This is a genomic window from Streptomyces sp. APSN-46.1, assembly GCF_022815725.1.
In the GTDB taxonomy this organism is placed as follows: domain Bacteria; phylum Actinomycetota; class Actinomycetes; order Streptomycetales; family Streptomycetaceae; genus Streptomyces.
Genome location: NZ_JALGRF010000010.1, coordinates 151385 through 175169, shown reverse-complemented (window position 1 = coordinate 175169; position 23785 = coordinate 151385). Strand labels below are relative to the sequence as shown.

The following is a 23785-nucleotide window of genomic DNA, read 5'->3' as shown; positions in this document are numbered from 1 at the left end:
CGTCACCCCTTTCTCCCGCCCGCCCGGCCGACCCGTACCCGCGGCGGCGCCGGATGCGCGAGACCGAGCTCCTCGATGCCGACGGCGAGCACCGCGTCCAAGTCCGCCCGTACGTCGTCCAGCTCGCGGAAGTGCGAACCGGCCCGGACCGCGATGCGGGTGCGGCCCACCTTGACCCGGGCCGACCGCACCCCGGAGACCTCCATCGCCCGGTCCCGCAGCACCAGCGCGGCGTCCTTCCGGCCGAGCCCGGCCCGTAGCCCCGCTCCCTCCGGCGTCCGCATCGGCAGGATCCGGCGGAGCCCGGGGGTGACCGCCAGCAGCAGGAGCACCGCCCCGGCCAGCACGAGGACGGCGCCCGCGATGATCACGCCCGCGTCCGTCGGCGTCTGCCGCTCCAGCTGGCGCGCGAGTTCCCGGCGCCAGCCCATGCCGGGGCGGTGCGCCCGTACCGCCCCCAGGTCGTACAGGAACAGGCAGGCCACCGCGAGCACGGCGAGCGCGGTCAGCGCGGCGGGCACCCGCCGGGCGGACCGGAACCGGCGGGGGGACTGGCCGGATGCCGTCACAGCAGCCGCCGGTCCCGTCCGGTGGCCGACCGGAAGTGCGCGGAGCGCAGGTGCTCGATGTCGATGTCCACCTCGGGCACGGCCATGCCGGCGCATTCCTCGACGCGGTGGGCGACCTGGCGGCGTACCGCCGCGCACTGGGCGGCGAGGTCGGAGGGGTAGTCGAGCTCCAGGCTCACCCGTACCCGTGCGATGTCATGGTGCACGGTGACGGTGGCGTGCGGCGGGGCGGCCGCCCCTGCCGCCGATCCGGCGCCCGAACCGGCGCCCGAACCGGCGCCCGAACCGGGGCCCGAACCCCCCAAAGCGCCACCCGAACCCGCGCGCGCACCGGCGAGCGCCTCCCGGGCGGCCTGGGCCGCGATCTTGGCCACGACCCGGTCCGCGATACGGGTGGCCCCCCGCTCGGCGGGGGGCACGCGGGGCGGTGTGGCCCGTGGGGTGCTCATCGGCGCCTCACCTGAGCCGGTCGTCGCGGTCGCCGCGCTCACCGCGGCCGCCACGGCCGCCGCGCTCGCGGGGCCGGAACAGGTCACCGGGTTCCAGGTCCCCGTCGAGGAACCGCCCGCCGATGAAGCCGATGGTGCCGAGCGCAGCCACCAGCAGAAAGGCCCCGAAGCCGCCGAAGTATCCGGCGAACCCCAGTGCCATGCCGGCCAACAGGCCGACGACCGCCATGCTCATCCGGGCTCCTCACCGTTCGTCACGGCCCGTCAGGGCTCCTCACCGCTCCTCACCGCTCCTCGCGGCTACTGGAGCCGGGACTCCGGCTCTTCTTCTTCCTCTTCCGGCAGCTTGACGTCGCTGACGGCGATGTTGACCTCCACGACCTCCAGGCCGGTCATCCGCTCGACCGCCGAGATGACGTTCTCACGGACCTCCCGGGCCACGTCACGGATCGACACGCCGTAGTCGACGACGATCTCCAGGTCGAGGGCCGTCTGGACCTCGCCGACCTCGGCCTTGACGCCACGGGTGGCGGAGGATCTCGCCCCGCCGGGCACTCGCTCGCGCACGGCGCCGAAGGTACGGGAGAGGCCGCTGCCGCTGCCCATGGCGTGGACGCCGACCACCTCGCGGGCGGCCAGACCGGCGATCTTCTCCACAACTCCGTCGGCGATGCTGGTGCGCCCCCGGTCGGCGGGAGATGCGAGAGATTTGGTGGGCTTGGCTGCGCCCCCGGATACGGATTCGGTCATCGCGTGTCCCTTCGCGCGGGTGGGCTCCTACCACCGTAAGCGCGCCGGCCCTCCGACGCCCCGAGGACTACGCCGGTCGGCCCGGCCGATGTGGTCGCGGCGAGCCCTTGACCTCAACCGTGGTCGAGGTCCGAGAGTGGGTACGTGATCAAGGCCGCGGGGCCTTGGCGCCGGTACGACCGGTTCGAAAAGGGGGAAGCCATGCGGGCGATACGGGTGGACGGGTTCGGCGGTCCGGAGGTCCTGGTCGAGGTCGAGGCGGCGGATCCGGTCCCGGAGGCGGGCGAGGTGGTGATCCGGGCCGAGGCCGTGGACACGATCTACGTGGAGACCCAGATCCGCGGCGGCTGGGGCGAGGCCTTCGGGTTCATCCCGCCGTTCGTGCCGGGCGGCGCCGCCGCGGGCACCGTCGTCGCGGTGGGCGAGGGGGTGGATCCGGGCTGGCTGGGACGGCGGGTGGTGGCCGGGCCGGGCACGAAGGGGACGTACGCGGAACTCGTACGGGTTCCGCGGGCGCTGCTGGTCCCGGTCCCGGAGGGGCTCGGCGTACGGGAAGCGGCGGCGCTGGCGCACGACGGGGTGACGGGGACGGGCATCGCCGAGGGGGTCGCGATCAAGCCGGGCGAGCGCGTGCTGATCCTGGGCGCGGCGGGCGGCATGGGGACCCTGCTGGTCCAGCTCGCGGTGGCGGCGGGGGCGGTGGTGGTGGGCGCGGCCAGGGGCGAGCGGAAGCTGGCGCTGGTCCGGGAGCTGGGGGCCGACGCCGTCGTGGACTACTCCGAACCCGGCTGGACCGAGCGGGTCGGCGGCCCGGTGGACGTCCTGCTGGACGGCGTCGGGAGCGACCTGGGCCTGGCGGGGTTCGGGCTGGTCCGGGACGGGGGCCGGGTGTCGGCGCACGGGGCGCCGAGCGGGGGGTTCGCGGATCTGGACCCCGCCGAGGCGGCGCGGCGCGGGATCAGCGTGAGGGGGATCGCGGACGTGCAGTTTCCGCCGGAGGAGATCGTCCGGCTGGCCGGGTCCGCGTTCGCGGAGGCGGCGGCGGGGCGGCTGCGGCCGGTGATCGCCCGTACCTTCCCCCTCGCGGAGGCGGCCGAGGCCCACCGCGCCATCGAGGCCCGCCTGATCCCGGGCAAGGCCCTGCTGATCCCGTAAGACCGCCGCGCGGACCCGGTGCGCGATCGCCGGTCGGGCTCAGGAACCGGGCTCCGCCCCGGCCCGGTCCACAAGGCCGGAGCGGAGTCCGGTTCCTGGGCCCGACCCTCGCCACACGTGCCGTGGAGCCAGGTACCCGGGCATGCGCCGACGCGGGCAGCCCGGGCCGGGTCCGGCCACGCCCGCGATCGGGCGCGGGGCCCCGGGCGTGCGCCCGGCAGGGGGCCGGCCGCGCCGCGATCGAGGCGCGGCCGCACGCGGACGCGGGGGCCGGGGCCCCGGGTATGCGCTGGGGCCGGGGCCGGCCACGGCCGCGATCGGGCGCGGGGGACGCGGCGGGGGTGCGTCAGTCCGAGAGGCCGGCCAGGTCGCGTAGGCGGCGGGCCTGGGCGGCGCGCTCGGCGGCGCGCTGCTCGTCGTACGGGCGCGACGGCGCACCGCGGAGCAGCGCCTTGGTCTCGATCACCGCGTCCCGCGGCGGAGCCACCAGCGCGGTGGTCAGGTCCGCGACCGCCGCGTCGAGTTCCTCCGCCGGGACGACCAGGTTGGCCAGTCCGATCCGCTCGGCCTCCTCGGCGTGCACGAAACGGCCCGTCGCGCAGATCTCCAGCGCGCGGGCGTAACCCACCAGCGAGGTCAGCGGCTGGGTGCCGGCCAGGTCCGGGACCAGGCCCAGGCTGGTCTCGCGCATGGCGAACTGCACGTCCTCCGCGACGACGCGCAGGTCGCACGCGAGCGCGAGCTGGAAGCCGGCACCGATCGCATGCCCCTGCACGGCGGCGACGGAGATGATGTCATTGCGCCGCCACCAGGTGAAAGCCTCCTGGTACTCGGCGATGGTGGAGTCCAGCCGCTCGTCGGAACCGCGCGCGAGCTCGATGAAGGACGGCTCGCCCTCGAAGCCCTCGGGCGTGAACGCCTGCCGGTCGAGCCCCGCAGAGAAGGACATGCCTTCGGCGCGCAGCACGACGACCCGGACAGTGCCCGGCAACGACCTCCCGGCCTCCGCCAACGCCCGCCAGAGCGCGGGGGATTGAGCGTTTCGCTTGGCCGGATTGGTCAGTGTCACCGTGGCGACCGTGTCATCGACGGTGAGCCGTACGCCGTCCTTGTCGAGCAGAGCCATCTCTACGCCTCCGGTGTGCAGTCGGCCGCAAGCTCGGCCTAAGTGACTGCACAGTAACCACCCAGTCGGCCACGGAGCCGACCGGGGGTCACCGAAGGAACCGCGTTGAAGACTGGATCACGAGCGTGGAGCTGGAGCTGAGCCTTGAGTCGACTTGGGCAGACCTCGGCCCGGCCCCGACCCCTGACCTGACGGCCAGGGCCTGGGTCAGAGCGAAGCCGCCTTCTTGCCACGCGTCGCGCCACCGCGGCCACGCAACGTGACTCCGGACTCGCTGAGCATCCGGTGGACGAATCCATAGGACCGGCCGGTCTCTTCGGCCAGTGCCCGGATACTCGCACCGGAGTCGTACTTCTTCTTCAGGTCTGCCGCGAGCTTGTCGCGCGCGGCGCCGGTTACCCGGCTGCCCTTCTTCAGAGTCTCGGCCACCCGTGCCTCCTCATGGGAAGTGCGCTCTGGACTTCTCATGATCACCCCTCCCCGGCTTCCTGGCCACCCATTCAGCAAGGTCGATGCCGCTGCATTTCCCGAGGAGTGGACACACGAGCAGAACGGAATCTCCTCTTCCGCCGCATGACTTCCGTCACACTTCCTCGACCTCGCGAGGAATCACCAGGTCAGGGGCCGGGCCCGGGAAAAGACGCGACCCCGGCCGCGTACCCGCAGGGGTACGGCCGGGGCCGTCGTAGGCGTGCGACGGTATGAGACCGCCTCACTCAGATGATGGATCACGCGTGGGCCGAATGATCCATAAGGAACTGGATCAACCCTCCGGACGCTGTCCGGGAGGTGCCCGGCCGGGTCAGGCGAGGGTCACGAGGTCGCGGTAGTCGGGGCCCCACAGGTCCTCCACGCCGTCCGGGAGCAGGATGATCCGCTCCGGTTCCAGCGCTTCCACCGCGCCCTCGTCGTGCGTGACGAGGATGACCGCGCCCTTGTACGTGCGCAGCGCGCCGAGGATCTCCTCGCGGCTGGCCGGGTCGAGGTTGTTGGTGGGCTCGTCGAGCAGCAGCACGTTCGCCGAGGAGACGACCAAGGTGGCCAGGGCCAGCCGGGTCTTCTCACCGCCCGACAGCACGCCCGCCGGCTTGTCCACGTCGTCGCCGGAGAAGAGGAAGGAGCCCAGCGTCTTGCGTACGGCGACCAGGTCCAGGTCGGGCGCCGAGGACCGCATGTTCTCCAGGACCGTGCGCTCCGGGTCCAGGGTCTCGTGCTCCTGCGCGTAGTAGCCGAGCTTGAGGCCGTGACCGGCGGTCACGACGCCCGTGTCCGGCTTCTCCGTCCCCGACAGCAGGCGCAGCAGGGTGGTCTTGCCGGCGCCGTTGAGGCCCAGGATGACCACGCGGGAGCCCTTGTCGATGGCGAGGTCGACATCGGTGAAGATCTCCAGCGAGCCGTACGACTTCGACAGGCCCTCGGCGGTCAGCGGGGTCTTGCCGCAGGGCGCCGGGTCCGGGAAGCGCAGCTTGGCGACCTTGTCGGAGACGCGGACGGCCTCCAGGCCGGAGAGCAGCCGCTCGGCGCGCTTGGCCATGTTCTGCGCGGCGACCGTCTTGGTGGCCTTGGCGCGCATCTTGTCGGCCTGCGAGTTCAGGGCCGCGGCCTTCTTCTCGGCGTTCTGGCGCTCGCGCTTGCGGCGCTTCTCGTCGGCCTCGCGCTGCTGCTGGTAGAGCTTCCAGCCCATGTTGTAGACGTCGATCTGGGCGCGGTTGGCGTCGAGGTAGAACACCTTGTTCACGACGGTCTCGACCAGGTCGACGTCGTGGGAGATCACGATGAAGCCGCCGCGGTAGTTCTTGAGGTAGTCGCGCAGCCAGACGATCGAGTCGGCGTCGAGGTGGTTGGTCGGCTCGTCGAGGAGCAGGGTGTCGGCGTCCGAGAAGAGGATCCGGGCGAGCTCGACGCGGCGGCGCTGACCGCCGGAGAGGGTGTGCAGCGGCTGGCCGAGCACCCGGTCGGGCAGGCTGAGGGCGGCCGAGATGGTGGCGGCCTCGGACTCGGCGGCGTACCCGCCCTTGGTGAGGAACTCGGTCTCCTGGCGCTCGTACTGCCGCAGCGCCTTCTCGCGGGTGGCGCCCGCGCCGGTGGCGATGCGCTCCTCGTTGGCGCGCATCTTCTTGATCAGTACGTCGAGCCCGCGCGCGGACAGGATCCGGTCGCGGGCGAGTACGTCGAGGTCGCCGGTGCGGGGGTCCTGCGGGAGGTAGCCGACCTCGCCGGAGCGGGCGATGGAGCCGGCGGCGGGCTGGCCCTCGCCGGCGAGGCACTTGGTGAGGGTCGTCTTGCCCGCTCCGTTGCGGCCGACCAGGCCGATGCGGTCGCCCTTGGCGATGCGGAAGGAGGCGGACTCGATGAGGACGCGGGCGCCGGCGCGCAGCTCGACGCCGGTGGCGGTGATCACGGAAATACTCCAGGGCGGGATGGGGACGGCGGAAGGCAGGGACGCGAAGCTTCGACGCCGCTAATCCGCGAGGAGATTTGCCATGGGAGACATTCTACCGGGCGTGCGCAACTAGTTTCCGGGCCGCCGGACGGCCGGCGTCCTTTCCGCCGACTGTCAGCGGCAGCTGCCATGCTGTGTCGTGGGTCACATTCACGTACGCACGAGAGGGGAGTGATCGTCATGGCAGGCGTTCCGAGCATCTATCCCACGCTGGTCTTCCGCGACGCGAAGGCGGCGATCAAGCTGCTGACCGAGGCTTTCGGATTCAGCCAGGTCGCGGTGTACGAGGGTGAGGACGGCTCGGTGGTCCACGCGGAGCTCTCGTACGGCAACGGCATGGTGATGCTGGGCAGCAAGGGCAGGGGCGGGGTCTTCGCCACGGCCATGGCGGACGGCGGCCCGGCGGGCGTCTACGTCGTGGTGGAGGACGTCGACGCCCATCACCGGCGGGCCGTGGAGCACGGCGTGGAGATCCTCATGGAACCCACCGACCAGAACTACGGCTCCCGTGACTACATCGCCCGGGACGGCGAGGGCAACATCTGGAGCTTCGGGACGTACGCGCCGCAGGTCTGAATCCCCCGTCCCCGCGGCGCGTACGCGCGTAGCTGACGCTCAGGCTCCGCCGGTGTGGACCTGGAAGGCCGCCCGGCGTACCGCCTTGGCGAGGGCCGGGTCGGGGTGAGCGGCCGCCAGGGCGACCAGGACCTGCACGGTGCGCGGGTGGCCGACCGCGCGGACCTCGTCCAGCAGCCGGGGGACGGTCGTGCGGACCGCGGAGTCGAGGTGACGGGCCAGCAGCTCGGCCTCGCCGTGGTCGGCGATGGCCGCCGCGGTGTCCACCCAGAGCCAGGTGGACTCCTCGGCGGTGAGCACGTCCTGGGCGTCGTCGGGGTCCACTCCGTCGTGCTCGGCGAGCCACAGCAGGGCGTAGGGCCGCAGGGCGGGTTCGCGTACGGCCGCGCGCACCTCGGACTCGGCCGGGGCGCCGACCACGCGCAGCGCCTCGAAGGCGAGCCCGCGCAGCAGGGCGTCCTCTCCCCGGGCGGCCTGCAGCAGCTCGGTGACGGCGTGTCCGACGGGCCGGGCCGCGAGCCAGGCCCGGTACTCGGCGCGGGCCGGTCCCGGGGTGAGCCGGGCGCAGCCGTGCAGCATGGCGGCGGCGGACTGCTCGATGTTCCCGGCCGGGCTCTGCGCGGCCACGCAGATCTGCTCCAGCTTGACCCAGACGGCCCAGCTGCCGAGGGGGGTGAGCGTGGCCCGGGCCGGGCCGAGGGTGACGGCGTCCACGGCGGCGAGTCCGCCGAGCGCCCAGCGCAGCAGGCGGGCGAGCGGGACGGGGGTCGGGGGCACGGCCTCCTGCGCGGCGGACGCGGCGGCGGTGCCGGTGGCGTCGGAGGTGCCGGCGTCGGAGGCGGCCTGCGCCGGGGCGTCGTAAGGGACTTCGCACCGTTCGTCGCGCAGTTCGGTGACCCGCTGGCCGAGCAGGTCCAGCAGATCGGGAACGGTCACGGGACCAGCGGACAGCTGGAGCAGGGACAGGAGTTGCGGCATCGCCTCGACCACCTCGGCGACGTCCGAGGGTGCGATGTCGGCGGGGGCCGGGTGGACCAGCGACCAGGCGTCGAACAGCGCGACCCAGCCGCGCAGTACGGCCGTGTCGTCCCGGTCCCAGGCGCGCAGCCGCCAGCCCGGCCGGGCATGGCCGCCGTGCACCTCGACCAGTCCGGCGAGCCGGGCGCGGTCCCAGCCGACCCGGATCTGGCCGTGCGTCAGGCACAGCTCCCCGGCGGCCCGTTCGACGTCGGCGACGGGCAACGCGCCTGCGGGGGCGGGTCGGCCCCCGTCGCCCGCCCCGAGGTTCAGCTCGGCCCAGCGGGCCAGCCGTACCGCGTCGGCGAGCGAGGCGCGCGCCCGGTTCGCCAGCTCGGCGGTGGCGGGCGTGCCCGCCGGAGGCCGGGGGGCGGGTCGGGTACGCCGGTCGGTCACCGCCTTGCGGGCCGTGGCGACGGAGCGCGGGGAGACGAGTCGGAGTCTGGAGTCGCGAGCCAACTGCTCATCAGGCTTTCGGGACGTCACGGAAGCAGTCTCGCCCGTCACTGCCCGAAAGCCCAAACGGAACGGGCCATTGCCACTGGCGGCGGCGAGAACGAGGCGAGAACAAGAGGGGAAAATCCGCCTTCGCGGCCCTGACTGCGGGGCCGAGGATTCACACGAGAGAGGTCAGGAAGCGCCGCAGCGCCTCCTCGTACCAGGCGGGATCGGCGTTCCACATCGCCCCGTGCGGGGCGTCGCGGACGGGGCGCAGGGTCACCAGGTCCGGGCGGGCCGCGGCCAGCCGCCGCGACGGCTCCCAGGGGGCGAGCGTGTCGTCCGGCCCGTGGAAGATGAGGACGGGCACGCGCAGCGCGCCGGGGTCCGCGCCCGGGGCCCGCCGGTCGGCCGTCCGCAGCCCCGCGCGGCCCTCGGCGGCCCGGATCGCGAGCGGCAGCAGCACGGCCGGGGAGCGGCGCGCGGCCATGAGCGCGCGCAGCGTCGTGTGCCAGTCGAGCACCGGCGAGTCCAGCACCAGTCCGGCGATCCGTCCGGCCAGCGCCGAGCGCTCGGCGGCGTGCAGGGCCATGGCGGCGCCGGTGGACCAGCCGTGCAGGACGACCCGGCGGGCGCCGTAGCGCAGCGCGTAGCGGATGGCGGCGTCCACGTCCCGCCACTCCGACTCGCCGAGGTGGCCGAGGCCGTCCGGGGAGACGGGGGCTCCGAGGTCGCCCCGGTAGGCCAGGTCGAGGACGGGAAGCTGGTGGCGGTGGAGGAAGGGCATCACCACCATCGGGTGCTCCCGGCCGGTGCCGAGCCCGTGGACGGTGATCACCCAGGTGTCGCGGGCTGCGGGCACGAACCAGGCCGGCAGCGCGCCGAGCTCCCCGGGAATGTCCACGTCGGCGTGGTCGAGCCCGAGGGCGGTGCCCGGGTTGCCCAGGTGGACCTGGGGGGTGAGCGCGACCCGGGTGCCGGGGTCGAGGCTGCCGTGGGTGACGGCGTGGAGTTCGCGGACGACAGTGTCCGGTGCGTGCGGGACGTCGGTGAGGACGGGGCCGACGACCGCGTGCACCCCGGGCGCGGTCAGTCCGTATGTACCGGGGCGCAGGGAGGAGAGCGAGCGGGTCAGGGCGACCCGGCCGTCGGCGGCGGCGTGGACGCTCAGCCTCGGCCCCTCCGGCAGGGGGCGGCCGGGCCGGGGCCGCAGGGCCGCGTCCGCGACGTACCGGCCGGCGGCGATCGCGGCCGCGCCGGCTCCCAGGAGGGTCGTCGTGACGGCCGCGGCCGTCACCGTTGCGGTGCGCACCGCTCCAGTGTCGGCGCGGGGGGTCACGGGGGCCACCGGAGCAGTTCCGTCCGCCGAGACCGGAACGAGAACCGGAACGGGAAGCGGAACGGGGACCGGAAGGAGAGGCCACGTGGATCGGAACGGGCGGCGCGAGGAGTGATCTAGGTCTCTTCGAGCGCCCCGCGCGGGCCCGGGTTCCCCCGGAAGTCCGCGACGGATCGGTTCATTCACCCGGCTTTGACGTGCATTAATCGATGTATCCACGATGGAATCAGGACGAAGGTCTCGATCGCGGGGCAGGGTGCTCCACCGCTCCGACCTCCTCAGTTCACCTTCCGTTCACCCAGGTTGCCTACGGTCGGCCTGCCACTGACGTCAAACAGAAGCCTGGGTAAATGGAGCACATAACGCTTCTCCTCGGGATCGTGATCATCACCGCTCTCGTGTTCGACTTCACGAACGGTTTCCACGACACAGCCAACGCGATGGCGACCACCATCTCGACCGGCGCCCTCAAGCCCAAGACGGCGGTGGCCATGTCCGCCGTGCTCAACCTCGTCGGCGCGTTCATGTCCGTGGAGGTCGCCAAGACGATCTCCAAGGGTCTGGTCAACGAGGAGGGCATCCAGCCAGAAGTGATCTTCGCCGCCCTGGTCGGCGCGATCCTCTGGAATCTCGTCACCTGGCTGGTCGGACTCCCCTCCAGCTCCTCCCACGCCCTGATGGGCGGCCTGATCGGTGCCGCGGTGGCCTCCGCCGGCCTCGGCGCGGTCAACGGCGACACGCTCGTCACCAAGGTGCTGATCCCGGCGATCGCGGCCCCGCTCGTCGCCGGTGTGGCGGCGATGCTGGCCACGAAGGTCACGTACAAGTTCGGCGACAAGGTCGGCGAGAAGACCTCGGCCAAGGGTTACCGCGCCGGTCAGATCGCCTCGGCCGGACTCGTCTCCCTCGCGCACGGCACCAACGACGCGCAGAAGACGATGGGCATCATCACCCTGGCGCTCATCGCGGGCGGCGCCATCGCGCCCGACGCGAACCCGCCGGTGTGGGTCATCCTCTCCGCCGGTCTCGCGATCGCGCTCGGCACCTACCTGGGCGGCTGGCGCATCATCCGCACCATGGGCAAGGGCCTGACCGACCTCCAGCCGCAGCAGGGCTTCGCCGCCCAGACCTCGGCCGCCACGGTCATCCTGGCCTCCTCGAACCTCGGCTTCTCGCTCTCCACCACCCACTCGTGCTCCGGCGCGGTCATGGGTGCGGGCCTGGGCCGCAAGGGCGGTGTGGTCCGCTGGTCCACCGCGACCCGCATGTTCATCGCCTGGGGCCTGACGCTTCCGGCCGCCGCCCTCGTCTCCGCGGGCGCCGAGCTGGTCATGCGCACCGGTGACATCGGCGTCGCCGCCGTCGTGGTCTTCCTGGTGGCCGCTTGCCTCGCCATCTGGTTCATCTCGCGCCGCCAGGTCATCGACCACCACAACGTCAACGACGTGCAGTCGGCCGACGCCGCGGAGCCGGGTGTCGTCACCACGGCCATCGCGGCCGTCACCGTCCCGCCGACCGCCGCGGCGGCCGGTACGACCGCCGCCGTGACGGACGAGGACCTCAAGGCCACCATCCCGGCCGCGACGGCGGCCCCTGCGGCTCCGGCCGCGGCGGTCTGACCCCGAGAACGACAGAGGAATCCGCAGTATGAAGATCGACTGGGAAGCACTCGGCTCCGTCTTCGGGGTCAGCCTCTCCGCCACCGTCGCCCTCGTGGCCCTGTTCACCCTGGGCCTGGTGGGCCTCTCCAAGCACGAGGCCGCCACCGAGCAGGGCGGGGCCGCCACCCTGGCCCGCAGCGGCGCGTACGCCTGCTTCGCGCTCTGCGCGGCGGCCGTGACGTACGGGATCTATCTGATCGTCGCTTAACACAGCCCGCACGACAGCTCCCTCCGGTTCGCCGGGGGGAGCTTTCGCGTGCCCCGGCGCAGGTCAACTGCGAGTTGACGGGCGTTCGCAGCGCGTGGTGGACTGCCCGAGCCAATACGGCGGCATGGAGAGGAAGTCCGGTGCGAATCCGGCGCGGTCCCGCCACTGTCACCGGGGAGCGCACGCGGCGCGTGGGCCCCCGGGAGCCAGGAACTCTCGCCGCCGGACACGTCGAACCAGGGCGCGGACCCTGAGTGAGGACATACCTGCCACCATGCGTGCCGATCGCGTCTACGCGTACGGCGCCGCGGCGGGCCTGATCGGCGACCGGATCCTCGGTGATCCGCGCCGAGGGCACCCCGTGGCCGCCTTCGGACGAGCCGCCGCCGCCGTCGAGCGCGCCCTGTGGCGCGACGACCGCGCCCGGGGCGCCGTCCACACCCTGCTGTGCGCCGGGGGCGCTGCCGCCGTCGGCGCGCTGGGCGCCCGCGCCGTGCGCTCCCGGCCCGCGGTGGCCCGGATCGCCCTCACCGCCGCCGCCACCTGGGCCGTCGTGGGAGGTACCTCGCTGGGCCGCGAGGCCCGGGCCATCGGCGGGGCGCTGGCCGCGGGGGACGCCGAGGTGGCCCGGGAGCGGCTGCCGCACCTGTGCGGGCGCGATCCGCAGGCCCTGGACGAGCAGCAGATGGCCCGCGCGGTGGTGGAGTCCGTCGCCGAGAACACCTCCGACGCGGTGGTCGGCGCCCTGGTGTGGGGCGCCGCGGCCGGCGTGCCCGGACTGCTGGCCTTCCGCGCCGTGAACACCCTGGACGCGATGGTGGGCCACAAGTCCCCCCGCTACCTGCGCTACGGCTGGGCCTCGGCCCGGCTCGACGATCTCGCCGGCTGGCCGGGGGCCCGGCTGACCGCCCTCGCCGCCGTACTGGCCGGCCCCGACCGGCGGGGGGCCGTACGGGCCTGGCGCGCGGACGCCGCCGAGCACCCGAGCCCCAACGCCGGGCCGGTGGAGGCCTCGTTCGCCGGGGCGCTCGGCGTCCGGCTGGGCGGAACGCTGGCGTACGGGGGCCGGGTCGAGCACCGGGCCGTCCTGAACGGCGAGGCGGGGCGGCCGGTGGAGGTCGCGGACATCGAGCGGGCGGTACGGCTGTCGCGGCAGGTGACGTGGCTGGCGCTGGGCACGTGTGTGGCACTGCGGTGTGCGGTGTCGCGTTGGTCCGGGAGCCGGTCGGGAAGTCGGTCCGGGACTCGGTCTGGGAGGGGACGCGCATGAGCGGCGCGAAGCTGGGCGGCGGACTCCTCGTCGCCGGCACGACATCGGACGCGGGCAAGAGCGTGGTCACGGCCGGCATCTGCCGCTGGCTGGCCCGGCAGGGCGTGAAGGTGGCGCCGTTCAAGGCGCAGAACATGTCGCTGAACTCGTTCGTGACGCGCGAGGGCGCGGAGATCGGGCGGGCCCAGGCGATGCAGGCGCAGGCCGCGTGCGTGGAGCCGACGGCGCTCATGAACCCGGTGCTGCTGAAGCCCGGCAGTGACCGCAGCAGCCAGGTGGTGCTGCTGGGCAAGCCGGTGGGCGAGATGAGCGCCCGCGGCTACCACGGGGGCAGGCAGGAGCAGTTGCTCGGCGTCGTCACGGACTGCCTGGAGCAGCTGCGGGGCACGTATGACGCCGTGATCTGCGAGGGGGCGGGCAGTCCGGCCGAGATCAACCTGCGGCGGACGGACATCGTGAACATGGGGATCGCGCGGGCCGCGCGCTTCCCGGTGGTCGTGGTCGGGGACATCGACCGCGGCGGGGTCTTCGCGTCGTTCTTCGGGACGACGGCGCTGCTGGCGCCGGAGGACCAGGAGCTGATCGCCGGGTACCTGGTGAACAAGTTCCGGGGGGACGTCACGCTGCTGGAACCCGGCATGGAGATGCTGCGCGGGCTGACGGGGCGGGCCACCTACGGGGTGCTCCCCTTCCAGCACGGGCTGGGCATCGACGAGGAGGACGGCCTGAGAGTGTCCCTGCGCGGCGCGGTGCGGGAGTCGGTGGTGGCTCCGCCGCTCGGCGAGGACGTGCTGCGGGTCGCGGTGTGCGCGGTACCGCTGATGTCGAACTTCACGGACGTGGACGCGCTCGCGGCGGAGCCGGGGGTCGTGGTGCGCTTCGTGGACCGGGCGGAGGAGCTGGCCGACGCGGACCTCGTCGTCGTACCCGGTACGCGGGGCACGGTGAAGGCGCTGGAGTGGCTGCGCGAGCGCGGGCTGGCCGACGCGCTGGCCCGGCGGGCGGCGGAGGGCCGGCCGGTACTGGGCATCTGCGGCGGGTTCCAGGTGCTGGGCGAGCACATCGAGGACGAGGTCGAGTCCCGGGCGGGGTCCGTCTCCGGCCTCGGGCTGCTGCCGGTGCGGGTCCGCTTCGCCGCGGAGAAGACCCTGGCCCGGCCGGTGGGCTCGGCGCTGGGCGAGCCGGTCGAGGGCTACGAGATCCACCACGGGGTGGCCGAAGTCCTGGGCGGGGAGCCCTTCCTGGACGGCTGCCGGGTCGGGTCGGTGTGGGGCACCCACTGGCACGGCTCGCTGGAGTCGGACGGCTTCCGCCGGGCGTTCCTGGGGGAGGTGGCCGCTGCGGCGGGCCGCCGGTTCGTCCCGGCCCCGGACACGTCGTTCTCCTCCCTCCGGGAGGAGCAGCTGGACCTGCTGGGCGACCTGATCGAGGAGCACGCGGACACGGATGCGCTGCTGCGGCTGATCGATGCCGGTGCCCCGGCGGGCCTCCCGTTCCTCCCCCCGGGCGCGCCGTGACGGCCCTGGCCCTGCGGGGCTGCGGTGCGGCGCCGCTGTCGGGGGCTCTGCCCCCGAACCCTCCCCCAGCTACCGCTGGGGGTACCCCCAGCGCCTCAAACGCCGGCGGGGCTGGAATTGCCCTGCGGGCAATCCAGCCGCGCCAGGCGGACGGCATCGGCCACCTCCAGCCTCGCCGGCGATTGAGGCGCGGGGTCTGGGGCGGAGCCCCAGCGGCGGCGGCGCACGCGGGCACGCGCAGCGGCCCCGGCAGAACACCCGGCCAGGCCCCGCCCAGGATCCGCACGTTCGAAGGAGTGAGCAACGCATGAGCACGCCCTACCCGTTCACCGCACTGGTCGGCCAGACCGATCTGCGGCTGGCGCTCCTGCTGAACGCCGTGAGCCCGGCGGTCGGCGGTGTGCTCGTGCGCGGCGAGAAGGGGACCGCCAAGTCCACCGCCGTCCGCGCGCTGTCCGCGCTGCTGCCTCAGGTGGACGTCGTACCCGGCTGCCGGTTCAGCTGCGCCCCGGCCGCGCCCGACCCCGCCTGCCCCGACGGCCCGCACGGGCCCGGGCCCGGTTCCGTGCGCCCCGCGCGGATGGTGGAGCTGCCCGTCGGTGCCTCCGAGGACCGCCTGGTCGGCGCCCTCGACATCGAGCGGGCCCTCGCCGAAGGCGTCAAGGCCTTCGAGCCCGGCCTGCTCGCCGACGCGCACCGCGGGATTCTCTACGTCGACGAGGTCAACCTCCTCCACGACCACCTCATCGACCTGCTCCTCGATGCCGCCGCGATGGGCGCCTCCTACGTCGAACGCGAGGGCGTCTCCGTCCGGCACGCCGCCCGGTTCCTCCTCGTCGGCACCATGAACCCCGAGGAGGGCGAGCTCCGCCCGCAGCTCCTCGACCGGTTCGGGCTCACGGTGGAGGTCGCCGCCTCCCGCGAGCCCGCGCAGCGCGTCGAGGTGGTGCGCCGCCGTCTCGCCTACGAGGACGATCCCGCGGGCTTCGCGACCCGGTGGGCCGGGGACGAGCACGACGTACGCGCCCGCGTGGTGGCCGCGCGGGCCCTGCTCCCGCAGGTCTCCCTCGGCGACACCGCCCTGATGCAGATCGCGGCGACCTGTGCCGGCTTCGAGGTGGACGGGATGCGGGCCGACATCGTGATGGCCCGGACCGCGACCGCGCTGGCCGCCTGGGCCGGGCGGACCGATGTCCGGAAGGAGGACGTCCGGCGGGCCGCCCTGCTGGCGCTCCCCCACCGGCGGCGCCGCAACCCGTTCGACGCGCCCGGGCTGGACGAGGACAAGCTGGACGAGATCCTGGACCGGTTCCCGGACGAGGAACCCGACGACGAGCCCGACAACGAGCCCGAGCCGGAGCCCGAGGGCCCGGATGACGGCGGTCCCGACGGGGACGGCGGTGGCGGCGGAGTTCCGCCGCAGGGCGGTACGCCGGAAGGGTCCGAGCGGTCCGAGCAATCCGAGCAGCCGGACCGGGCCGACCAGCCGGAGCACGCCCCCGAGGCCCCCGAGCCGCAGCCCTCCGCCCAGGAGACCGGTGGCGATGGCGCCGGAGCCGGAGCCGGGGCCGAACAGGCGGCCGTACGGGCCGCCGAGCCGTTCCGGACCAAGATGCTCAGCGTGCCGGGCCTCGGCGAGGGCGCGGCCGGCCGCCGCTCGCGCGCCCGCACCGCCCACGGCCGCACCACCGGCGCCCGGCGCCCGCGCGGCCAGCTGACGAAGCTGCACCTCGCCGCCACGGTCCACGCCGCCGCCCCGCACCAGAAGGCGCGCGGGCGCAGCGGGCGCGGGCTGGTGGTCCGCAAGGACGATCTCCGGCAGGCGACCCGGGAAGGGCGCGAGGGGAACCTCGTACTGTTCGTCGTCGACGCCTCCGGCTCGATGGCTGCCCGGCAGCGCATGGGCGCGGTCAAGGGCGCGGTCCTGTCCCTGCTGCTGGACGCCTACCAGCGCCGGGACAAGGTCGGCCTGATCACCTTCCGCGGGGCCACCGCCGAGCTGGCTCTGCCGCCCACCTCTTCCGTCGACGCCGCCGCGGCCCGGCTGGAGCGGCTGCCGACGGGCGGGCGCACCCCGCTGGCCGCGGGGCTGCTCAAGGCCCACGAGGTGCTGCGGATCGAGCGGCTCCGGGATCCGAGCCGCCGGCCGCTGCTCGTGATCGTCACCGACGGGAGGGCCACCTCGGCCGGGGCCCTGGGCGGCGACCCCCGGGAACTCTCGGGCCGCGGCGCCCGGCTGCTCGCGGCCGAGGGGATCGCCTCGGTGGTCGTGGACTGCGAGTCGGGGCCGGTCCGGCTGGGGCTGGCCGGGGCGCTGGCCGCCGACCTCGGCGGACCCGCCGTCACCCTCGACGGGCTGCGGGCGGACTCGCTGGCCGGGCTCGTGAAGAACGTACGTACCTCAGTGACATCTCAGTCATCCCACACCAACAGGAGGGCCGCGTAATGCCGCAGGGACAGCCGACCACCGTTCCGGACGACGGACTCACGACGCGCCAGCGCCGCAACCGCCCGCTCGTCTTCGTGCACACCGGCCCGGGCAAGGGCAAGTCGACGGCGGCCTTCGGGCTGGCGCTGCGCGCGTGGAACCAGGGCTGGCCGATCGGGGTGTTCCAGTTCGTCAAGTCGGCGAAGTGGAAGGTCGGCGAGGAGAACGCGCTCAAGGTGCTGGGCGCCTCCGGCGAGGGCGGCTCGGTCGTCTGGCACAAGATGGGCGAGGGCTGGTCCTGGGTCCAGCGCGACGCGCAGCTCGACAACGAGCAGGCGGCGAAGGAAGGCTGGGAGCAGGTCAAGCGCGATCTGGCCGCCGAGACGCACAAGCTGTACGTGCTGGACGAGTTCGCGTACCCGATGCACTGGGGCTGGATCGACGTGGACGAGGTCATCGAGGTGCTGCGGAACCGTCCCGGCACGCAGCATGTGGTGATCACGGGGCGCAACGCGCCGGAGAAGCTGGTGGAGTTCGCGGATCTGGTCACCGAGATGACCAAGGTCAAGCACCCCATGGACGCCGGCCAGAAGGGTCAGAAGGGTATCGAGTGGTGACGTCCCTGAACGTGCCGCGGCTGGTCATCGCCGCGCCGTCCTCCGGCAGCGGCAAGACCACCGTCGCGACGGGCCTGATGGCGGCCTTCTCGGAGCGCGGCCTCGCCGTGTCCCCGCACAAGGCCGGGCCCGACTACATCGACCCGGGCTACCACGCGCTGGCCACGGGACGGCCCGGGCGGAACCTGGACGCGTTCATGTGCGGGCCGGAGCTGGTCGCTCCGCTGTTCGCGCACGGGGCGGCGGGGTGCGACCTGGCGGTGGTCGAGGGCGTCATGGGGCTCTACGACGGTGCCGCGGGGCGGGGTGAGCTGGCGTCGACGGCGCAGGTGGCGAAGTTGCTGCGGGCGCCGGTGGTGCTGGTCGTCGACGCCTCGTCGCAGTCGCGGTCGGTGGCGGCGCTGGTGCACGGCTTCGCGTCCTTCGATCCGCAGGTGCGGCTGGGCGGGGTGATCCTGAACAAGGTGGGGTCCGACCGGCACGAGGCGATGCTGCGGGAGGCGCTGGAGGAGGCGGGGACGCCGGTACTGGGCGTCCTGCGGCGGGCTCCGCAGGTGGCCGCGCCGTCGCGGCACCTGGGGTTGGTGCCGGTCGCCGAGCGGCGGGCCGACGCGCTGGCGGCGGTGGCCGCTCTGGCCGACCAGGTCCGGGCCGGCTGCGACCTGGAGGGCCTCCTGGCCCTGGCCCGGACCGCCCCGGCGTTGGCCTGCGAGGCCTGGTCTCCGGCCACTGCGCTGGCGCGCAGCTGGGGCGCCGCCCCAAACCCCGCGCCTCAATCGCCGGCGGGGCTTGAATTGCGCTCCGCGCAATCCAGCCCCGCCGGGCGGGTTGCGCTGCGCGCACCTTCAGGCCTGCATCAGCCAAATCCAGCCTCGCCGGCGTTCGAGGCGCGGGGTCTGGGGCAGAGCCCCGGTCCACGGCCAAATCCAGCCTCGCCGGCGTTTGAGGCGCGGGGTCTGGGGCGGAGCCCCGGTCCACGGCCGGTGGTCGCGGTCGCGGGCGGGGCCGCGTTCACGTTTTCGTACGCCGAGCACACGGAGCTGCTGCAAGCCGCGGGGGCGGACGTCGTCACCTTCGACCCCCTCAGGGACGAGGCACTCCCCCCCGGCACCACCGGCCTGGTGATCGGCGGCGGGTTCCCCGAGGTGTACGCGCCCGAGCTGTCCGCCAACGAGCCGCTCCGCAAGGCCGTCGCGGACTTCGCCGCGGCCGGCGGCCCGGTCGCCGCCGAGTGCGCCGGGCTGCTGTACCTGGCCCGGTCGCTGGACGGCAAGCCCATGTGCGGGGTCCTCGACGCCGACGCGCGGATGTCGGAGCGGCTCACACTCGGCTACCGCGAGGCGGTGGCGGTGTCCGACAGCGCGCTCGCCGCCGTCGGCACCCGGCTGCGCGGGCACGAGTTCCACCGGACGGTGATCGAGCCCGGTGCCGGGGCCGCGCCTGCGTGGGGCTTCACGCATCCCGAGCGCCGTGTCGAGGGCTTCGTACAGCAGGGCGTGCACGCCAGTTACCTGCACACGCACTGGGCGGCGGAGCCTTCCGTGGCCCGCCGGTTCACGGAAGCGGCGGCGACAACGCCGGCGGCAGCAGCAGCCGCACGCCCTTGAACTCAGTCCGCGAGGCCCACCACGAGCCAGATCCCGGCCACTCCGCCCACCGTGCACATCAGCGTGGACAGGGCGGGGTGCTTGTGGTGCGCCTCGGGCAGGATCTCGGCGGCCGCCAGGTACAGCAGGACACCGCCGAAGAAGCCGAGGTACGCGCCGAGCGGTTCCTCCGGAAGGGTGAACAGCAGGGTGGACGCCGCTCCCACGACCGGAGCCACCGCGTCCGCGAAGAGCATCAGAAGGGCTTTCCGGCGCTCGTTCCCGTAGAGGCGGGTGAGCGTGTACGTATTGAAGCCGTCGGCGAAGTCGTGGGTGATGACGGCGAGCGTCACCGCCACGCCCATCCCGCCGCCGACCTGGAAGGCCGCGCCCAGGGCCACGCCGTCGGCGAGGCTGTGGCCGACCATCGCGGCGGCCGCCGTCAGCCCCACCTGGGGGACGCGGCCCCCGTTCTCGGCGCCGTGCGCGGCCTGACGTACCGCCAGCAGGCGTTCCGCCACGTGCGCGATCAGGAACCCGGCCACGAAGAGCAGCAGGGCCAGCGGGACGCCGAACACCTCGCGGCCCGCCGCATGCAGCGACTCGGGGAGCAGGTCGAGGCCGACCACGCCGAGCATCAGCCCGCCGGCGAGGCCCAGCACGAGGTGGCGGCGGTCGGTGACGCGTTGCGCCGTCCATCCGCCCGCCAGGGTCATCAGGAACGCGCCCAACGCGACGATCACGGCCATGTGCCCCTGAATACCGACTGTCGGCCGCGCGCGCACGTCCCCGCGCGGGCGGCGGGACACGAACTGTTGACGAGAGAAGGGTGATCCCGGTGGGCGAGTACGCGACGCGGCTGGTGGTCGGGGTCGGTGGACGCGCGGGGGTCTCCGTGGCCGAGGTGTGCGCGCTGGTCGAGGAGACGCTACGGGGGGCCGGGCTGCCCTCCGAGGCGGTGACGGCACTGGCCACGGTGGAGTCGAAGGTCCTGGAGGCCGGGATCACGGGTGCGGCGGAACGTTTCGGCGTACCGCTGATCGGCTACCCCGCCGAGGAGCTGGCCGCCGTCCACGTGCCGCACCCCTCCGATGCCGTACGGGACGCCGCCGGGACCCCCTCGGTGGCGGAGGCCGCGGCGCTCGCCGGCGGCGGGGAACTCCTCGTACCCAAGCGGCGGTCGGTGGCGGCGACCTGCGCGGTGGCCACGGCCCACGCGCACGATCTGCGCCACCACGGTGACGCGGAAGTGGTGGACGCGGGCGGCGCGCTGGTGGACCTGGCGGTGAACGTACGGTCGGACACGCCTCCGGAGTGGCTCAAGCAGCGGATCGCCTCTTCGCTCGGGGACCTCGCCGCGTACCCGGACGGCCGGGCGGCCCGCGCGGCCGTGGCGGGCCGGCACGGGCTGCCGGTCGAGCGGGTGCTGCTGACGGCCGGGGCCGCGGAGGCGTTCGTCCTGATCGCCCGGGCCCTGGGCGCCGTACGGCCGGTCGTGGTGCACCCGCAGTTCACCGAACCGGAGGCGGCCCTGCGGGACGCCGGGCACCAGGTGCGGCGGGTGCTGCTGCGGGCCGCGGACGGGTTCCGGCTGGACCCGGCGGCGGTACCGGAGGACGCCGACCTGGTGGTGGTCGGGAACCCGACCAACCCGACGTCGGTCCTGCACCCGGCGGCCACACTGGCCGCGCTGGCCCGGCCGGGCCGGATCCTGGTGGTGGACGAGGCGTTCATGGACGCCGTCCCGGGCGAACGGGAGGCCCTGGCGGGGCGGATGGACGTCCCCGGGCTGGTCGTCCTGCGGAGCCTGACGAAGACGTGGGGGCTGGCGGGGCTGCGGATCGGCTACGTGCTGGCGGAGCCGGAGGTGATCGCGAAGCTCGCGGCCGCGCAGCCGCTGTGGCCGGTGTCCACTCCGGCGCTGGTGGCGGCCGAGGCGTGCGTCGCTCCGGCGGCGCTGGCGGAGGCGGAGGCCGCGGCCCGGCGGATCGCGGTGGACCGGGCACATCTGCTCGCCGGTCTCGCGGAGTTCGACGAGATCACGGTGTCCGGGGTGGCGGAGGGCCCGTTCGTGCTGATCCGGGTGGCCGGCGCCGCGCAGGTACGGACCCGGCTGCGCGCCCTGGGGTTCGCCGTCCGCCGCGGGGACACCTTCCCGGGGCTGGACCACTCCTGGCTCCGGCTGGCGGTCCGCGACCGGGCGACGACGGGCCGGCTGCTGCAGGCCATGGACCACGCGCTGGCCCTGGCCGCGCACTGACGGAGCGAAGCGGGGGCAAGGGGACAGCAGGCAGGAGGACAGCGGGGGGCAGCCCGCCGTTCGCATGCGGAGCGCCCCCTGGGCGATGATCTGCACGACACGCAGGTCGACACCGGGGGGACAGAAGATGAAGGCATCGGCCAAAATAGCCGCGGCCGTGGCCGGGCTGGCGGTCGTGGGGGGCGGGATCTACGCCGTGCCCACGCTGCTCGACAAGGGCGGGAGCGCCGGCGAGCAGCGCCTCCAGGCGAAGCCGGGGACCAAGGCGGGGACCACGGCGGGCGCCCCCGCGCCCGAGGGGAAGCCGTTCACCCTGGTGGCGACGGGTGACATCATCCCGTACCCGTCGATCATCGAGCGCTCGGCCGTCGACGCCGGCGGCAAGGGCCACGACTTCCGCAAGATACTCGCGGGCGTGAAGCCCATCGTCTCCGCCGCCGACGTGGCGATATGCCACCACGAGATACCGTACGGGGAGCCGGGCGGGCCCTACACCGGCTACCCCACGTTCAAGGCCCCGCACGAACTGGCCGACGCCCTGAAGGACACGGGGTACGAGAGCTGCTCGACGGCCTCGAACCACACGCTCGACGCCGGTTACGCGGGACTCGCCCGCACGCTCGACCACCTCGACCGGGTGGGCATCAAGCACGTGGGCTCCGCCCGCGGCGCCGAGGAGGCCAAGGCCCCGGCCCTGGTGAGCGCGGGCGGCGCCAAGATCGCCCAGCTGTCGTACACGTACGGCACGAACGGCATTCCGCTCCCCCAGGACAAGCCCTGGTCCGTCAATCTGATCGACCAGAAGCGGATCATCGAGGACGCCCGCGCCGCCCGGGCGGCCGGCGCGCACGTGGTCGTGCTCAGCGTCCACTGGGGTACGGAGTGGCAGACAGCGCCCGACAAGCAGCAACGTGAGCTGGCGCAGGCGCTGACCGCCTCCAAGGGGACGGACGGACTCCCCGACATCGATCTGATCATCGGCACGCACAACCACGTGCCGCAGCCCTACGAGAAGGTCAACGGGACCTGGGTGGTCTTCGGCATGGGCGACCAGGTCGCCAGCTTCGTTCCGGCCGACAAGCTGCGCGGCAACCAGTCCTCGATCCCGCGCTTCACCTTCTCCCCGGCGACGGCGCATCCGGGCCGCTGGGAGGTCACGAAGGCCGAGTACCTCACGCAGTACTCGGACATGGGACCGCCGTTCCGCGTCGTCTGCGCCTCCTGCGCCCCCGCCGACAGCGGCATCGGCGCCGCCAAGCAGAAGGAGTACGCCGCCATCGACAAGCAGGTCAGCACGGCCGTGATGTCACGTGGCGCCGGCGACCAGGGGTTGGAGCACGCCACCCGCTGACGGACTCCCGTGCTACGAGGCGCGGCCGCGCCGGGCCACGACCAGCGCGCCCGCGCCGGCGCCGAGCAGGAGCACCGCGCCGCCCACCACGTACGGGGTGAGGGAACCGCCGCCGGTCTCGGCCAGGTTGGCCTGGGCCACGGTGGTCCCGGAGGTGCCGGAGGTGCCGGTGATGCCGGAGGTGCCGGTGGTGCCCGTCTGCGGCTTGATGCCGGGTTGCTTCGCGGACGGGTTCGGCCCCGGCCCCTTCGGGGACTCGCAATGCGCCTCGGCCAGCACGATCTCGCCCTCGACCTGCGCGACGTTCAGGTCCAGCGGGTTCACCGACACCTTGAGCCGGAGCGCGGCCGCGGCGGCGGTGGTCGAGGTGGTCCGGGCATCGGACAGCTCCAGGCTGACCAGGCCGACCTTGGGCACCTCGACCTTGGTCGGGCCGCCGGCCGAGAGGGTGACCTTCTTGCCGAGCACGGTCACCGCCCCGAGGACGTTCGCGCTCGCCACGGGCTTCGCGCCCGCCGCGCACACGGCCTTGGAGGTGACCTTCTCCAGCTGGATGAGGGAGAGCAACGGGAGCCCCGGCACGTGCACCTCGGCGTTGGCGAGATGCGCCTCCGCCTCGGCGCGCTTGTCGTCCGCCGTCGCTTTGGAAGTGGCGACGTCGGCGCGCAGGACACGCACCGGCTTCCCCCCTTCGACGCCGTCCAGGGTCACGCTGAGCGCCGCCTTCTCGGCCGTCGCCGGGGCGCTGACCTCGTTGAGTTCGGCCTTGAGCGGGACGTGCACGGTCTTGTTGAGCAGGCCCACGTCCAGCCCGGTCCGCAGGACGACGGCCCCAGCCTTGCCCTCGCCCCCGGCGGGGCCGCCTCCCGTGGCGAAGGCGGGCGGGGCGGCGAGCAGGGCGACCGCTCCCGTGGCGAGCAGAGCGGCCGCGGGCAGGCGGAAGGTATTGCTGTTCAAGGTGGTGAAACCCCCAAGGAGATGGATGCCGTCGCGGCGCCAATGGGGGACATCGCACGCGCCGACGG

Annotated in this window: 22 protein-coding genes and 1 riboswitch; of the genes, 11 read left to right on the top strand and 11 right to left on the bottom strand. The window is 73.9% G+C overall.

What is annotated here, in order from left to right; translation table 11 throughout:
* Positions 1 to 2: 2 nt before the first annotated feature.
* The 4 genes from MTF65_RS23875 to MTF65_RS23860 form a co-directional block, all read right to left on the bottom strand.
* Entirely contained in the window at positions 3 to 569 is a 567-nt protein-coding gene (locus MTF65_RS23875; protein WP_243630961.1) for a DUF6286 domain-containing protein, read from the bottom strand.
* Complete coding sequence (locus tag MTF65_RS23870; RefSeq protein ID WP_243630960.1) at positions 566 to 1018, bottom strand: alkaline shock response membrane anchor protein AmaP; 453 nt, start codon at positions 1016 to 1018, stop codon at positions 566 to 568. The genes MTF65_RS23875 and MTF65_RS23870 overlap by 4 nt, the downstream gene beginning before the upstream one ends.
* 7 nt (positions 1019 to 1025) lie before the next feature.
* Complete coding sequence (locus tag MTF65_RS23865) at positions 1026 to 1253, bottom strand: hypothetical protein (protein ID WP_243630959.1); 228 nt, start codon at positions 1251 to 1253, stop codon at positions 1026 to 1028.
* Positions 1254 to 1318: 65 nt separating this feature from the next.
* Complete coding sequence (locus MTF65_RS23860; RefSeq protein WP_243630958.1) at positions 1319 to 1768, bottom strand: Asp23/Gls24 family envelope stress response protein; 450 nt, start codon at positions 1766 to 1768, stop codon at positions 1319 to 1321.
* A 201-nt stretch (positions 1769 to 1969) separates the two neighbouring features.
* On the opposite strand from MTF65_RS23860, the gene MTF65_RS23855 reads away from it, so the two are divergent.
* Positions 1970 to 2923 (top strand): zinc-binding dehydrogenase, encoded by a 954-nt coding sequence (locus tag MTF65_RS23855; protein WP_243630957.1) that lies wholly within the window; start codon positions 1970 to 1972, stop codon positions 2921 to 2923.
* Positions 2924 to 3269: 346 nt separating this feature from the next.
* Here MTF65_RS23855 and MTF65_RS23850 read toward each other — a convergent pair whose 3' ends face one another.
* The 3 genes from MTF65_RS23850 to MTF65_RS23840 all read right to left on the bottom strand — a co-directional run bounded on the left by MTF65_RS23850 (position 3270) and on the right by MTF65_RS23840 (position 6450).
* Entirely contained in the window at positions 3270 to 4049 is a 780-nt protein-coding gene (locus tag MTF65_RS23850) for an enoyl-CoA hydratase/isomerase family protein (RefSeq protein WP_243630956.1), read from the bottom strand.
* Between the two features lie 207 nt (positions 4050 to 4256).
* The gene (locus tag MTF65_RS23845; protein WP_214931120.1) at positions 4257 to 4478 is read right to left on the bottom strand and encodes a helix-turn-helix domain-containing protein; all 222 of its coding nucleotides are present in this window, start codon (positions 4476 to 4478) and stop codon (positions 4257 to 4259) included.
* A 373-nt stretch (positions 4479 to 4851) separates the two neighbouring features.
* Positions 4852 to 6450 carry an ABC-F family ATP-binding cassette domain-containing protein gene (locus MTF65_RS23840; RefSeq protein WP_243630955.1) on the bottom strand — a complete coding sequence of 533 codons (1599 nt, stop codon included), beginning with the start codon at positions 6448 to 6450 and terminating at the stop codon, positions 4852 to 4854.
* A 222-nt stretch (positions 6451 to 6672) separates the two neighbouring features.
* On the opposite strand from MTF65_RS23840, the gene MTF65_RS23835 reads away from it, so the two are divergent.
* Positions 6673 to 7068 (top strand): VOC family protein, encoded by a 396-nt coding sequence (locus MTF65_RS23835; protein ID WP_243630954.1) that lies wholly within the window; start codon positions 6673 to 6675, stop codon positions 7066 to 7068.
* A 39-nt stretch (positions 7069 to 7107) separates the two neighbouring features.
* Here MTF65_RS23835 and MTF65_RS23830 read toward each other — a convergent pair whose 3' ends face one another.
* Positions 7108 to 8571, bottom strand: a complete 1464-nt coding sequence (locus MTF65_RS23830) for a hypothetical protein (RefSeq protein ID WP_374207289.1) — start codon at positions 8569 to 8571, stop codon at positions 7108 to 7110.
* A 130-nt stretch (positions 8572 to 8701) separates the two neighbouring features.
* The gene (locus MTF65_RS23825) at positions 8702 to 9835 is read right to left on the bottom strand and encodes a S9 family peptidase (protein WP_243630953.1); all 1134 of its coding nucleotides are present in this window, start codon (positions 9833 to 9835) and stop codon (positions 8702 to 8704) included.
* A gap of 377 nt (positions 9836 to 10212) precedes the next feature.
* Between MTF65_RS23825 and MTF65_RS23820 the strand changes: the two genes are divergently transcribed.
* The 7 genes from MTF65_RS23820 (at position 10213) to MTF65_RS23790 (ending at position 19170) form a co-directional block, all read left to right on the top strand.
* Entirely contained in the window at positions 10213 to 11481 is a 1269-nt protein-coding gene (locus MTF65_RS23820) for an inorganic phosphate transporter (RefSeq protein WP_243630952.1), read from the top strand.
* 28 nt (positions 11482 to 11509) lie between these two features.
* On the top strand, positions 11510 to 11731 hold the full coding sequence (locus tag MTF65_RS23815) for a hypothetical protein (RefSeq protein WP_243630951.1): 222 nt from the start codon (positions 11510 to 11512) through the stop codon (positions 11729 to 11731).
* A 128-nt stretch (positions 11732 to 11859) separates the two neighbouring features.
* Positions 11860 to 11947: riboswitch (cobalamin riboswitch) on the top strand.
* 58 nt (positions 11948 to 12005) lie between these two features.
* Positions 12006 to 13001, top strand: a complete 996-nt coding sequence (locus MTF65_RS23810; RefSeq protein ID WP_243630950.1) for a cobalamin biosynthesis protein — start codon at positions 12006 to 12008, stop codon at positions 12999 to 13001.
* Complete coding sequence (locus tag MTF65_RS23805) at positions 12998 to 14518, top strand: cobyric acid synthase (protein ID WP_243630949.1); 1521 nt, start codon at positions 12998 to 13000, stop codon at positions 14516 to 14518. The genes MTF65_RS23810 and MTF65_RS23805 overlap by 4 nt, the downstream gene beginning before the upstream one ends.
* Before the next feature lie 307 nt (positions 14519 to 14825).
* Complete coding sequence (locus tag MTF65_RS23800) at positions 14826 to 16964, top strand: putative cobaltochelatase (protein ID WP_243630948.1); 2139 nt, start codon at positions 14826 to 14828, stop codon at positions 16962 to 16964.
* Positions 16964 to 17563: a cob(I)yrinic acid a,c-diamide adenosyltransferase gene (cobO, locus tag MTF65_RS23795; RefSeq protein WP_243630947.1), complete on the top strand. Its 600-nt coding sequence runs from the start codon at positions 16964 to 16966 to the stop codon at positions 17561 to 17563. Before MTF65_RS23800 ends, cobO begins: the two co-directional genes overlap by 1 nt.
* Positions 17557 to 19170 (top strand): cobyrinate a,c-diamide synthase, encoded by a 1614-nt coding sequence (locus MTF65_RS23790; protein ID WP_374207288.1) that lies wholly within the window; start codon positions 17557 to 17559, stop codon positions 19168 to 19170. The genes cobO and MTF65_RS23790 overlap by 7 nt, the downstream gene beginning before the upstream one ends.
* 2 nt (positions 19171 to 19172) lie before the next feature.
* Here MTF65_RS23790 and MTF65_RS23785 read toward each other — a convergent pair whose 3' ends face one another.
* Positions 19173 to 19898 carry a ZIP family metal transporter gene (locus MTF65_RS23785; protein WP_243630945.1) on the bottom strand — a complete coding sequence of 242 codons (726 nt, stop codon included), beginning with the start codon at positions 19896 to 19898 and terminating at the stop codon, positions 19173 to 19175.
* 89 nt (positions 19899 to 19987) lie between these two features.
* Here MTF65_RS23785 and cobC point away from each other — a divergent pair, with 89 nt between their 5' ends.
* Together cobC and MTF65_RS23775 are read left to right on the top strand one after the other, a co-directional pair.
* A complete protein-coding gene (gene cobC, locus MTF65_RS23780; RefSeq protein WP_243630944.1) occupies positions 19988 to 21409 on the top strand; it encodes an Rv2231c family pyridoxal phosphate-dependent protein CobC in 1422 nt (473 codons plus the stop codon).
* A gap of 127 nt (positions 21410 to 21536) precedes the next feature.
* Positions 21537 to 22760 carry a CapA family protein gene (locus MTF65_RS23775; RefSeq protein WP_243630943.1) on the top strand — a complete coding sequence of 408 codons (1224 nt, stop codon included), beginning with the start codon at positions 21537 to 21539 and terminating at the stop codon, positions 22758 to 22760.
* Positions 22761 to 22772: 12 nt separating this feature from the next.
* Here the strand turns inward: MTF65_RS23775 and MTF65_RS23770 are convergent, their stop codons facing one another.
* Positions 22773 to 23717, bottom strand: coding sequence for an SCO1860 family LAETG-anchored protein (locus MTF65_RS23770; RefSeq protein ID WP_243630942.1), 945 nt, complete (start codon positions 23715 to 23717; stop codon positions 22773 to 22775).
* Positions 23718 to 23785: the final 68 nt, after the last annotated feature.

Coding starts and splice junctions, on each gene's coding strand:
- MTF65_RS23865 (WP_243630959.1), bottom strand. CDS start 1,253: ATGAGCATGGCGGTCGTCGGCCTGTTGGCCGGCATGGCACTGGGGTTC.
- MTF65_RS23820 (WP_243630952.1), top strand. CDS start 10,213: ATGGAGCACATAACGCTTCTCCTCGGGATCGTGATCATCACCGCTCTC.
- cobO (WP_243630947.1), top strand. CDS start 16,964: ATGCCGCAGGGACAGCCGACCACCGTTCCGGACGACGGACTCACGACG.
- MTF65_RS23775 (WP_243630943.1), top strand. CDS start 21,537: ATGAAGGCATCGGCCAAAATAGCCGCGGCCGTGGCCGGGCTGGCGGTC.
- MTF65_RS23870 (WP_243630960.1), bottom strand. CDS start 1,018: ATGAGCACCCCACGGGCCACACCGCCCCGCGTGCCCCCCGCCGAGCGG.
- MTF65_RS23860 (WP_243630958.1), bottom strand. CDS start 1,768: ATGACCGAATCCGTATCCGGGGGCGCAGCCAAGCCCACCAAATCTCTC.
- MTF65_RS23850 (WP_243630956.1), bottom strand. CDS start 4,049: ATGGCTCTGCTCGACAAGGACGGCGTACGGCTCACCGTCGATGACACG.
- MTF65_RS23815 (WP_243630951.1), top strand. CDS start 11,510: ATGAAGATCGACTGGGAAGCACTCGGCTCCGTCTTCGGGGTCAGCCTC.
- MTF65_RS23855 (WP_243630957.1), top strand. CDS start 1,970: ATGCGGGCGATACGGGTGGACGGGTTCGGCGGTCCGGAGGTCCTGGTC.
- MTF65_RS23805 (WP_243630949.1), top strand. CDS start 12,998: ATGAGCGGCGCGAAGCTGGGCGGCGGACTCCTCGTCGCCGGCACGACA.
- MTF65_RS23835 (WP_243630954.1), top strand. CDS start 6,673: ATGGCAGGCGTTCCGAGCATCTATCCCACGCTGGTCTTCCGCGACGCG.
- MTF65_RS23785 (WP_243630945.1), bottom strand. CDS start 19,898: ATGGCCGTGATCGTCGCGTTGGGCGCGTTCCTGATGACCCTGGCGGGC.
- MTF65_RS23810 (WP_243630950.1), top strand. CDS start 12,006: ATGCGTGCCGATCGCGTCTACGCGTACGGCGCCGCGGCGGGCCTGATC.
- MTF65_RS23800 (WP_243630948.1), top strand. CDS start 14,826: ATGAGCACGCCCTACCCGTTCACCGCACTGGTCGGCCAGACCGATCTG.